Origin of the sequence: Pantoea sp. BJ2 (assembly GCF_040255075.1) — a bacterium.
Taxonomy (GTDB): Bacteria; Pseudomonadota; Gammaproteobacteria; order Enterobacterales; family Enterobacteriaceae; genus Pantoea; species Pantoea leporis.
Window position 1 is genome coordinate 105,204 of the sequence record NZ_CP158293.1, and the last position, 11,877, is coordinate 117,080.

Consider the following 11,877-nt stretch of genomic DNA (forward strand, 5'->3'; position numbering starts at 1 on the left):
CGGCCGGGGCTTCAGTGCGTGTGGTTGAAAACGGCTACATTGTGAGAGGCGCTGGCGCGTCTGCTGCGGCGAAAGGGCTATCCGCAGCGCTGAGGCTTTTACGTTGGGCCAGGAGCCTCACGCAGGGATGCGTGAGGCAGTTCGGGGCCGGCCAGGACGGCCGATCCCCGAACGGTCCGTCGGCACAACGTGGAAGCCGAAGGCACCGCGCTAGCGGCGCGAGGACGGCCCGTGACGCAGCAGATGCGTCAGAGCCCACACGGATAATACGGACACAAGGCAAAATTTCACGCTCAAGACTTTCTACCCCGATAAAAGGTTTGATACAGCACCGGCAACACCAGCAGCGTTAGCACCGTGGCGAATCCCAAACCGAAAATGATCACCACCGCCATGCTCTGGAAAAACACATCGCGCAGCAGCGGTAGCAGGCCGAGCACGGTGGTAAAGGCGGTGAGCAGAATCGGGCGCAGACGCGACGTTGCGGCATCGAGAATCGCTTGCTGTAACGGCTGATGCCGCGCCAGTTGGTGCGTTTCCTCAACCAGCACGATACCGTTACGAATTAACATGCCCGACAAACTCAGCAAACCAATCAACGCCATAAAGCCAAACGGAATGCCGGTGAGCAGGAAGCCGCAGGTGACGCCAATCAGCGCCAGCGGCACGGTAATCCAGATCGCCAGCGCATCGCGCAGCGAGTTAAACATCAGCACGGTAATCACAAACATCGCGAGGAAACCTAACGGCAGCGAGCCAAGCAGGCCGCTTTGGGCATCGCGTGAACTCTCCAACTCACCGCCCCATTCCAGATGATAGCCGGCGGGCAACTTCAGCTGCTCGATGGCTGGCTGCACGCGCGCCACAATCTCTGCGGCGGTGCGGCCGCTAGCGGGATCGGGATCGGTCTGAACCGTCAAGACGCGCATGCGGTCACGGCGCATTATCAGCGGATCTTCCCATTCCAGCTGGAAATCGCTCACCAGATTGGCCAGCGGCACATAGCGCTGCTGCGCCTGACTCCAAACCTGAATATTGCCAAGATGGTCGATATTCTGCCGCTCCAGCTCGGAGGTCTGCAGCATGATCGGCATCAGCCGCGAGCCTTCGCGCAGCAAGCCGACGCTATCACCGCTGAAGTTGATACGCAGCGCGCGGTCGATATCGCGTTTGTCCACGCCCAGCTCCTGACCGCGCAGCGGCGAATACTGCGGACGAATCACTTTACTACGCGCCTGCCAGTCATTACGCGGCGGAAACGCGCTGCCCTCGGCGAGGAAAATGTCGTCAATCTGGCTGGCAATCTGCCGCAGCGTAATGGGATCGGGGCCGGTAATCCGCAGCGCAATGGCGCTGTCGCTGGCACTGCCAAAATTGATGCGTTTGATGCGCTCCGTCACCTGTGGGAAGTGCTCGCCGATGTGCTGCGCCAGCATTTCCAGCTGCCTGGCGTCCTGCACGCGCACCATAATCTGCGCGTAATTACTGTACTGACGCGTTGCATCGTAGGTCAGCGTAAAGCGCATCGCGCCCTGACCAATGGTGGTCACGGTACTGCTGACGCCCGGCTGCTGGTTAATCCAGCCTTCAACCTCGCGCGCGGTTTGTGCGGTGTAATGGATGTCGGTGCCATACGGCAGCCACAGATCGGTGAAGAAAATCGGCGTATTGGAGGCGGGGAAGAAGTTCTGCTTCACGTAGCCGAAGCCATAGACCGAGGCGGCCAGGCACGCGGCCATCAGCACTAAAGTAGTGATGCGGAAGCGCAGCAGCGTGGTGAGTACGCGGCGATACAGGCGAAACACCACGCCTTGATACGGCTGTGCGTCTTGCTTGCTGATCGCCTGGCGACCATCCATCCACTGCACGAACACCGGCGTCAGCGTCAGCGCGGTAATCCAGCTGAGCAGCAGAGAAATCAGCAGCACCTGGAACAGCGATTTACAGTATTCGCCGGTGGAATCCTGCGATAAACCAATTGGCGCGAAGGCGATGATGGCGATCACCGTGGCGCCGAGCAGCGGCAGCGCGCTGCGTTTCACCATCTGCATCATCGCCTGTTGCAACGGCTTGCCGCGCTGGCGATCGACCTTGATGCCTTCCACCACCACGATGGCGTTATCCACCAGCATGCTGAGAGAGATAATCAGCGCACCCAGCGACACGCGCTGTAGCTCAAGCTTAAACAGATACATGATCAGCAGCGTGCCCAGCACATTGAGCGCCAGCGAGGCGGCGATCACCATACCGCTGCGGACGCCCATAAACAGCAGCAGCGTGCCCACCACAATCGCCAGCGCCATCAGAAAGTTATTGATGAAACCATCCACCGACTGCTTCACTTCCTGCGCCTGGTTATAAAACACGTTCAGATCGATGCCGAGCGGTTTGGCCTGCTGATGCTGCTGAATTTTGGCGCTTAACGCATTGCCGACATCAATCACGTTGACGCCAGGCGCAAAGGAGACGCCCATCGCCAGCGCGGCGTTGCCGTTGGCGTGATAGAGATTGCCCGGCCGTTCGGTAACGCCATAGCTGAGTGAAGCGATATCGCGTAGCAACACTTGCTGGCTGCTGCCGGGCGCAGAGATCGGCAGCGCGCCGATCTCGTCCAGCGACTGAAATTCGCCGGTCGGATGGAAACGGATCGCTTCATTGCCGAGGCGAATCTGACCCGCATCGGAGACGGCATTGACGCTGTTGAGCAAAGCGGCCACGCGCTGTGGCGTCACGCCCAGCGCCACCATCTTCTGGCTGGAGAGCGTGATATTCACCTGCTCCTGCTCAATACCGGCAATCGCCACTTTCGCCACGCCAAATACCAAATTCAGCTCACGCCGCAATTGATCGGCGTAGGTGCGCAGCTCGCTGTTGGTGAAGTTCTCGCCGGAAAGGGTAAAGAAGTAGCCGTAGACATCGCCAAAGTCGTCATTTACCAGCGGCGCGCTGACGCCGGGTGGAAACTGGCGCGTGGCATCGTCAACGCGGCGACGCAGTTCATCCCACACCTGCGGCAAGTCGTCGGCGCGATAGTGGCTGTGAATCGTAACGGTGATCTGCGACAAACCGTTGCTGGAGATCGAACTGACGTTGTCGAGCGACGGCAAGCGCTGCAAGGCGTTCTCCAGCGGCAGCGTCACTTCCTCTTCTACCTGCTGCGCCGACGCGCCGGGATAGTGCGTCACAATCACCGCCGATTTAATGGTGAAAAGCGGATCCTCCAGACGGCCAATGTTGAGCAGCGCAAAAATGCCGCCCACGCCCAGCAACAGGATCACCAGCCAGCTGCGAATTGGGTATTTGAGAAACGGTTCCAGCAGGCGCATCACAGACCTCGCTCGCGTGTCCACAGGCGCACCGCCTGACCATCACGCAGATCGCTGACGCCCGCGACCACAATGCGATCGCCCACTTGCAGGCCGGAGAGAATTTCGATGCCCTGCGCATTGAGTTTTCCCACCACCACCGGCTGCTGCTGAACGTTAAGCACATCACCTTCACCGCTGATCAGCCACACGTAAGGCTGATTCGGCAGGCTGTGATCCGGGTTAAATACCGCATTGGCCGGCACGCGCAGCAGCGGCGTGCCGTCGGAAGTGGGCAGGTTATGCATCTGCACTTTCACCGTGCCGCTCAGTCCGCTGACCTGCGGTAAATCCGTCGGACGCGGCATCGTCAGCACTACTTGCCAGGTTAGCGTGGCAGTATCAGCTTCTGCGCGATGCTCTTTATATGCCGCGCGAAACGTGCGGCCCGGCAGCGCATTCAGACTGATCTCTGGCTGATAACTCACGTTTTGCACGTCAAGGCTGGTGAACAGGTTTTCCGGCACGCTGAAAATCACATCCAGTACATCGTTGCGGCTGATCACCGCCACCGTTTGTCCGGCGGTAACCACCTGATGATTTTGTGAGGCCACGCTGGTGACGATGCCGTCAAACGGTGCGCGCAAGGTGTGATAATCCAGCTCCTCTTTGGCGATGTTGAGCGCCACGGCGGCGGCGTCGTGGTTCGCCTTTTGCACATCCATGTCTGCCTGCGAAACCGCACTGCGCGTGGCCAGCGCACTGAAGCGCTGATACTGACGATCCGCCAGCTGGAATCTGTTCTGCTGATCGTTGACGCGCAGCTGCGCATCGGTATCGATCAGCCGACCAATCACCTCGCCAGCCTTAACATGGCTGCCTTCACGCACCTGCAACTGCGCCAGCCGCCCGGTACGCTTAAACGCCAATTCGGTGTAATCGCCCGCCGAAATACGCGCTGGAAATACCCTGACTTTCTCTGTGGTATTTTCCGTCAGTGTTAGCGCTTTAATTACGCGAGGTGCGCTGAGTTCATCACCGCTTTTATTGTCACAACCGATCAAAACCAAACAAATTACAAGTGCGCCCAGCACTGGCCAATTATTCATGCCCCTGCCTCAATAAGAAAGAAAGGGCGGAAATATGCCATTGCCTGAAAGAGGGAATAATGACCCTCCGCAAAATAAGGGTCATTAGGTGGAAACAATTATGTGCGTTTAAGGTTGGTTTAATTTAGCGATGTCTGGCGAAATAAATTATGCCACCATGCGCGAAACCACATGATAAGAGAGTAAGCCGATGGCGGTAGCTGATGATACTGCAATGATAATAAAGGAAATAATCATCGGTATTGTCAGGTTGTGTAATTTATTCATAATAATTCCCCCTATGATTAATACATTTCGAGATGAAACTAAAATTAATATGTGTCATGTGCCTTTCTATTTGCTTTTAAATAATAACATTGCGCAATCAGTGCTATCACTATTAGCATCACACTTCTGAATCGGTAAAAACATGACCACGGTCAGTATGCTTCGGGAAAATATAATTAAAATGTGGTTTTTATTTTCGCACGCTTTTTTATTTTCAATTCACTGTCACGGGGTTAATTATGACCGTTATTCCTATTCAGCCAAAACGTCCGGAAGCATCCGCGCGTCCCTATTATCAGCAGGATAACGCCGCCGTATTTAAAGCCATCAACAGCTCACCCGCGGGGTTGAGCAGCACCGACGCACAGCAACGACTGGACGCCGACGGGCCGAACGTGCTGCCGCAAAAGGCGGAAAAATCACTGCTGATGCGTTTTCTGGCGCATTTCAAAGATGTACTGATCTACATCTTGCTGGCTGCGGCGGTGATCACCGCGGTGATGGGCCATTGGGTGGATACCTTTGTGATTCTCGGCGTGGCGGTGATCAACGCCCTGATCGGCTTCATTCAGGAAAGCAACGCCGAAAAGTCGCTGAAAAGCATCCAGAACATGATGTCGAGCGATGCCATGGTGCTGCGCGATGGCCAGCAGATCACCGTCGCTACGCAGCATCTGGTGGTCGGCGATGTGGTAATGCTGCGCCCAGGCGATAAGATCCCGGCGGATTTGCGGCTGTTCGAGGTGCACAATCTGCGCGTCGAAGAGGCGATTCTGACCGGCGAATCCACGGTGGTATCAAAGAACACCGTGGCACTTGAAGGTGAAAAAGGGCTCGGCGATCGCCTGAATCTGGCCTATTCCGGCACCACCGTCAGTTCAGGTACCGCGCTGGGCGTGGTGATCGCCACTGGCGGCGACACCGAGCTGGGCCACATCAATGCGATGATCTCCTCGATTGAAGAGGCGAAAACCCCGCTGCTGGTGCAGATCGACAAACTCGGAAAAGCCATCTTCGGCATCATCATGTTGATGATGGCGGCGCTGTTTGTGTTTGGTTATCTGCTGCGCGACATCGCGGTGACGGAGCTGCTGCTGTCGGTGATCAGCCTCGCGGTAGCGGCGGTGCCGGAAGGTTTACCGGCGATTATTTCGATCATTCTGTCGCTTGGCGTGCAGTCGATGGCACGCAATCACGCCATCATTCGCAAGCTGCCGACGGTCGAAACGCTCGGTGCCATGACGGTGATCTGCTCGGATAAAACCGGCACGCTGACCATGAACGAGATGACGGTGAAAGCGGTGGTGCTGGCGAACAGCCAGTGGCGCATCAGCGGCAACAGCTATGAACCCAAAGGCGAATTCACGCTTGAAGCGGGCCAGCAGAGCGATGCGCTGATGCAGGGCTTCCTGCAGGTGGTGGATATCTGTAACGAAAGCCAGCTGCGTCAGGATGCCCACGGCAACTGGGGCATTGTGGGTGGCCCAACCGAAGGTGCGCTGAAAGTGCTGGCCGCCAAGGCGGGCATTCACAGTGACAAGGTGCAGATTCTGAGCAAGCTGCCGTTTGACTCGGCCTACAAATACATGGCGGTGAGCTGCCTGATTGATGGCAAACCGCGCCTGCTGATGACCGGCGCGCCTGATGTGTTGCTGTCGCTGTGTCAGCAGCAGCAGGGTGCTACCGATGCGGAAGTGATTGATCGCGAATATTGGGAAGCGGCGATCACCACCTACGCCAGCGAAGGGTTGCGCACCGTCGCCGCCGCGTGGCGCTGGCTGCCGGAAGCGCAGCACCACATCGATCATCAGGATTTACGCAACGGCATGAAGATGCTGGGCCTGGCGTGCATGATGGATCCGCCGCGTCCGGAGGCCATCACCGCGATTCGCGACTGCCAGCAGGCAGGGATTCGCGTGAAGATGATCACCGGCGATCACCCGGAAACCGCGATGGCGATTGGCCAGATGCTGGGCATTGGTAACAGCGATTCTGCGATTACCGGTTATCAGCTGGAACATATGGATGATGCCGAGTTGGGCGTGGCGGCGCGTGAGTACGACATCTTTGCCCGTACCAGTCCCGAGCATAAGCTGCGTCTAGTGAAAGCGCTGGAGAGCAGCGGTGAAATCGTCGGCATGACCGGTGATGGCGTCAATGATGCGCCCGCGCTGAAGCAAGCCAACGTTGGTATCGCGATGGGTATCAAAGGCACTGAAGTGACCAAAGAGGCGGCGGATATGATCCTCGCTGACGACAACTTCGCCACCATCGCAGCGGCAGTGAAAGAGGGCCGACGCGTCTACGATAACCTGAAGAAAACCATTCTGTTTATCATGCCGACCAACCTCGCGCAGGGATTGCTGATCATCATTGCGATTCTGATGGGCAACCTGCTGCCGCTAACGCCGGTACAGATTCTGTGGATGAACATGGCGACCTCGGCAACGCTGTCGTTTGGTCTGGCATTTGAACCGGCAGAGCGCAACATCATGCGCCGCCCGCCGCGTAACGCACGCAGCCCGGTGATGGACGCTTACGCCATCTGGCGCGTGATCTTCGTCGGCCTGCTGATTTCGATTAGCGCCTTTGTGCTGGAAGCCTGGCTCCAGCCGCGCGGCTACACGCCGGAGTTCATCCGCACCGTGCTGCTGCAGATGCTGGTCACCGCGCAGTGGGTTTACATGCTGAACTGCCGCAACAGTAACGGATTCTCGCTGGATGCCGGCTTGCTGAAAAATCGTGGCATCTGGCTGGTCACCGTGGTGCTTATCGCGCTGCAGGCGATGATTATCTATGTTCCCTTGATGAATACGCTGTTTGGCACCGCGCCATTGCCGTTCAAATACTGGCTGATTTCGCTGGCGGTGAGCGCCGGGATCTTTGTGCTGGTGGAGATAGAGAAGCGCCTGACACGCGGCTGGCGCCTGGCACGTTAACGTATGTTGGCTGGCGCAATGCCAGCCAACCCTTTTTCATTCGGCGGAAGACGCTGATTCACGCTGCATCACCAGACTGAGCGCAGCGGGCAACACCGTCAGCGTCATCAGCGTTCCCACCAGCAATCCACCAATGATGGCGTAGGCCATCGGCCCCCAAAACACCTGATGCGAGATGGGAATCATGCCTAAAATCGCAGCGCAGGCGGTGAGAAGAATCGGGCGGGCACGATGCTCAGCCGCTTGGCTTACCGCATCATTGCGCGACATGCCAGCACGTAGATTGCTATCGGCTTCCATGATCAGGATCACCGCGTTGCGGATGATCATGCCAGCCAGCGCAATCATACCGAGCAGGGCGACAAATCCCATCGGCGTGCCGCTGGGCAGCATCGCCAGAACAATGCCAGGCAGTCCAAAAGGCGCCATCGACAATGCCCGCAACATGCGCGATACGCGTTGCAGCTGCACCATCAGCAGTATCAGCATGACAAACAACGTTACCGGCAAAACGGCAAACACTGAGCCGTTACCTTTATCTGATTCGGCAACCGTGCCCTCTTCATCAAGGGTGTAACCCGGCGCTAATCCGGCACGCAGCTGCTGGACATCTGCGCTGAGCTGCGCGGATGTGGTCTCCGCTTGCATGCCCGCCGCCACATCAGTTTGTACCACCACATAGGGAAAACCCTGGCGACGCCACATCACCGGATCCTGCAATCCCCACTGCAGTGTCGCAACCTGGCCGATGGCAATCTTCGCGCCTGCTGCGGTGCTCAGTTTCAGCGCAGCGAGGCTCGTTAAATCCAGCCGGTCAGCATCGTTGGCGCGCAACAGCACATCAACCAGCCGGTTATGATCTCTCACGGTAGTCACGCTTTGACCGGACCACACGCGGTTCAGCAGCTGCGCGATATCCTGTGAAGAGACGCCAGCCGCGCGGGCTGCGGTTTGGTTCACCGCAAAGGTGATGACGCGTTCCGGCTCGCCCGCTGTCAGGTTTACGCTGCGCGTCGCGCGGGATTGCCCGAGGATGCTGGCCAGCTTTTCCGCATACTGTTTCACCCGCTCGTAGTGCGGCCCGCTGATGCGATAGCGGATCGGCCAGCCAACCGGCGGACCCAGTTCCAGCGGCGATACGCGCGTCACCACATCGCTGAAATCGCGTGCCAGCAGGCGATCGAGTTCAGCTTTGAACCGATCCCTCGCCGCCAGATTTTTGGCTACCACCACCAGCTGGGCGATGTTTTCATCATCGTTCAGCACGTCCATCGGCAGATAAAAACGCACGGCGCCGCTGCCGCTATAGGAGGAGAAATGGTCGATATTGGTGTTGCCGCTGAGTTTCGCTTCGAGCTGTTCTACCACGCTTAAGGTGCGCGCCTGCGAGGCATTCGCGGGCAGCGTGAGGCTGACCAGCAGCTCCGGGCGATCGGATGCCGGGAAAAACTCGCCCTGCAGGTGGCTCATGCCCCAGATGGCGAGCAGCAGCGATGCGCCGGCCAGGCCGAGCGTCAAGCCTCGATGGCGTAACACCTGTGAAACCAGACGGCGATAGAGGCGCAGCAACCAACCGGGCTCAGCGTGCGGTTTACCTGGCCTTGATGACAGGATCCAGCTGCCGGTCAGCGGAGAGAACAGCACCGCAACGACCCATGAACTGAGCAGCGAGATCAGCACCACCACAAACAGCGAGTAGCAATACTCCCCCGCGCCGGACGCGGCGAAGCCGACGGGAATGAAACCGGCAATCATCACCAGCGTGCCGGTGAGCATCGGAAATGCGGTGGTTTCAAAGGCTACTGTAGCGGCGCGCCAGCGGGAATCACCGGCTTCGAGTCGGGCGACCATGGTCTCCACCGTGATCATCGCATCATCCACCAACAACCCCAACGCGATGATCAGCGCGCCAAGGGAAATGCGTTGCAGCCCAATGCCCGCCAGCATCATGCCGGTAAAGGTCATCGCCAGCACCAGAGGAATTGCCGCAGCCACAACTAAACCGGCACGCAGCCCGAGCGAGACGAAAGAGACGGCCAGCACAATAACGATGGCTTCCCCGAGCACCCGCACAAATCCGCTGACCGCGTCGTTGACCACCCGCGACTGATCCGCCACTTTCGTTACCTCAATTCCGTGCGGCAGTTGGCTTGCAATCAGCGACATTTTGTCCGTTAACGCGTGGCCAAAATCCAGCATATTGCCGGTCGGCGCCATGGAGATCGCCAGCCCAATCGCTGGCTTACCGTTGACGCGATAGAGCGGCGTTGGCGGTTCCGCCGCCACACGCGTCAGCGTGACGATATTGGTCAGGGGAATGTAGCGATCGTTGATGTGCAGCGTCACGGCGCGCAGGCTTTGTTCCGAGTTGAAGGCACCGCTGACGCGCAGCGCGATGTTATCGCTGTCGGTGCGAATGACGCCTGCGGGTGACAAGGCATTCTGCGCCTGCAAGGCATCGGTGACCTGTTGCAGGCTCAGGCCCATTCCCGCGAGCGTGCGCGGAGAGAAGCTCGCCACAATCTGCTCCTCCTGCACGCCGAGCAACGTAATTTTGCCGACATCCGGTACGCTCATCAGCCGATCGCGAATCGACTCAACGCGATCGCGCAGTTCACGCGTGCTAAATCCTTCAGCAGTAAAACCGTAAATCGTGCCAAAAGTATCGTCAAAATCATCATTGACCGCCGGTGCCGCAACGCCCGCAGGCAGCGCGGAGCTGACATCCTGCATTTTCTTGCGTACCTGATACCAGATGTCCTGCACTTTGCCGGGCGGCGTGCTGTCGCGCAGATTGACAAAGATAACGGTTTTGCCGGGATGCGTTTCACTCTGCACGTAATCCAGATAGGGCACTTCCTGCAGCTTTTTCTCCAGCGGTTCAGTCAGCAGTTGCACCGTATCGTCGAGATTGGCACCGGGCCACTGCGCGGAGACCACGGCGGTTTTGATGGTAAAGGCGGGATCTTCGTTGCGCGGCAGCGCCTGATAGCTGAGCACGCCAGCGCCAAGGATCATCAGCATCAGAAAAGCCATCAGCTGTTGATGAGCCAGCGCCCAGGCGGAAAGGTTGAATTTATCGCGAGCGGAAGGTTCACTCATGGCTGCTCATCTCCCCGCGCAACCGCTTCGCCATCGCGCAGTGTGCTGACGCCTGCCGTGACCACGCTTTCGCCTGCCGTGAGACCACTGGCGATATAGACTTCGCTGGCGGTGAAGCGGGAAATCACCACCGTGCGGCGTGTGACCTTGCCGTGCTGCGCATCCAGCACAAACACCGCCGGCTTGTCCGCCAGGCGCGTCAGCACGGATGCAGGAAGGATAAAGGTGCGGGGATCGCTCTCCGGTAGTGCCACGCTGACGCTGGCGCCCAACAGCATCGCTGGCGGTGGATCGTCTAGCGTTAATCGAACCCGCCAGGTCCGCGTTTGCGGGTCGGCCTGCGGGCTGATATCGCGCAGATGCGCCTGCGCGGTGATCGCCGGTGAAGAGAGCAGAGTTACGCGAAAGGCATCGCTGGGGAGCGAGGAAAATGCTGCCGGGAAAGGCACATCCAGAACCACATCCCGCCGCGCACCGCTTGCCAGTGACATCACCGTTTGACCGGTGCTCACGACCTGTCCGGCAGAGGCGCTGACGGCGGTGATCACGCCGCTGAAAGGAGCCGTTAGCTGCGTCCAGCGCAGATTTTCCTGCGCGCTATTGAGTGCGGCTTCGCTGCTTTGCAGGTGCGCCGCAGCGGATTGCCAATCGGATTGCGCGCTGTCGAGCTGCGCCCGTGCAATCGCACCGGAAGGCATCAACTGTTTCATACGATGTAGATTCAGCGCCGCAACGCGTTCAGTTGCCCGCGCGCTGTCGGTGTCCGCCATCGCGCTGCGTAACGCATTGGCGGTAGTGCTGCTCTCTAACGTTGCCAGCACCTGACCGGCGTCAACACGATCGCCCACTTCGGCAGGGCGCGTCAGAATCCGCCCATCCAGCCTGAAACCCAATGATGTTTCGTCGTGGGCATGAATATCGCCGGTCATCTGCACCTGTTGCCCATGCAGGGCGGGCTTCACGGTGATGAATTTTACCGGTCGGGGAGGCGCGGGTGGTAAGGGATCGCGTGGCCCGCAGGCAGTCAGCGACAAGGCGATGACCACCATGCAGGGCAACAATGGCAGTAACGTTATCAGGCGTTGTGCATCGATAAGATGGTCGGCGGCCTGTTTGACCAGGCCGGTGAAAGAGTCAGTCATGGCGCCACTCCGT

At 58.5% G+C, this 11,877-nt stretch carries 5 protein-coding genes; 1 reads left to right on the top strand and 4 read right to left on the bottom strand.

What is annotated here, in order from left to right; genetic code table 11:
* Positions 1 to 293 precede the first annotated feature (293 nt).
* Both AAF463_RS20110 and AAF463_RS20115 read right to left on the bottom strand, forming a co-directional pair.
* Entirely contained in the window at positions 294 to 3,326 is a 3,033-nt protein-coding gene (locus AAF463_RS20110) for an efflux RND transporter permease subunit (protein ID WP_350262303.1), read from the bottom strand.
* Entirely contained in the window at positions 3,326 to 4,414 is a 1,089-nt protein-coding gene (locus AAF463_RS20115; RefSeq protein ID WP_350262304.1) for an efflux RND transporter periplasmic adaptor subunit, read from the bottom strand. The genes AAF463_RS20110 and AAF463_RS20115 overlap by 1 nt, the downstream gene beginning before the upstream one ends.
* A 506-nt stretch (positions 4,415 to 4,920) precedes the next feature.
* Between AAF463_RS20115 and AAF463_RS20120 the strand changes: the two genes are divergently transcribed.
* A complete protein-coding gene (locus AAF463_RS20120; protein ID WP_350262305.1) occupies positions 4,921 to 7,620 on the top strand; it encodes a cation-transporting P-type ATPase in 2,700 nt (899 codons plus the stop codon).
* Between the two features lie 36 nt (positions 7,621 to 7,656).
* Here the strand turns inward: AAF463_RS20120 and AAF463_RS20125 are convergent, their stop codons facing one another.
* Entirely contained in the window at positions 7,657 to 10,722 is a 3,066-nt protein-coding gene (locus AAF463_RS20125; RefSeq protein WP_350262306.1) for an efflux RND transporter permease subunit, read from the bottom strand.
* Positions 10,719 to 11,864 carry an efflux RND transporter periplasmic adaptor subunit gene (locus AAF463_RS20130; protein ID WP_350262307.1) on the bottom strand — a complete coding sequence of 382 codons (1,146 nt, stop codon included), beginning with the start codon at positions 11,862 to 11,864 and terminating at the stop codon, positions 10,719 to 10,721. The genes AAF463_RS20125 and AAF463_RS20130 overlap by 4 nt, the downstream gene beginning before the upstream one ends.
* Positions 11,865 to 11,877: the final 13 nt, after the last annotated feature.

Coding starts and splice junctions, on each gene's coding strand:
- AAF463_RS20110 (WP_350262303.1), bottom strand. CDS start 3,326: ATGCGCCTGCTGGAACCGTTTCTCAAATACCCAATTCGCAGCTGGCTG.
- AAF463_RS20115 (WP_350262304.1), bottom strand. CDS start 4,414: ATGAATAATTGGCCAGTGCTGGGCGCACTTGTAATTTGTTTGGTTTTG.
- AAF463_RS20120 (WP_350262305.1), top strand. CDS start 4,921: ATGACCGTTATTCCTATTCAGCCAAAACGTCCGGAAGCATCCGCGCGT.
- AAF463_RS20125 (WP_350262306.1), bottom strand. CDS start 10,722: ATGAGTGAACCTTCCGCTCGCGATAAATTCAACCTTTCCGCCTGGGCG.
- AAF463_RS20130 (WP_350262307.1), bottom strand. CDS start 11,864: ATGACTGACTCTTTCACCGGCCTGGTCAAACAGGCCGCCGACCATCTT.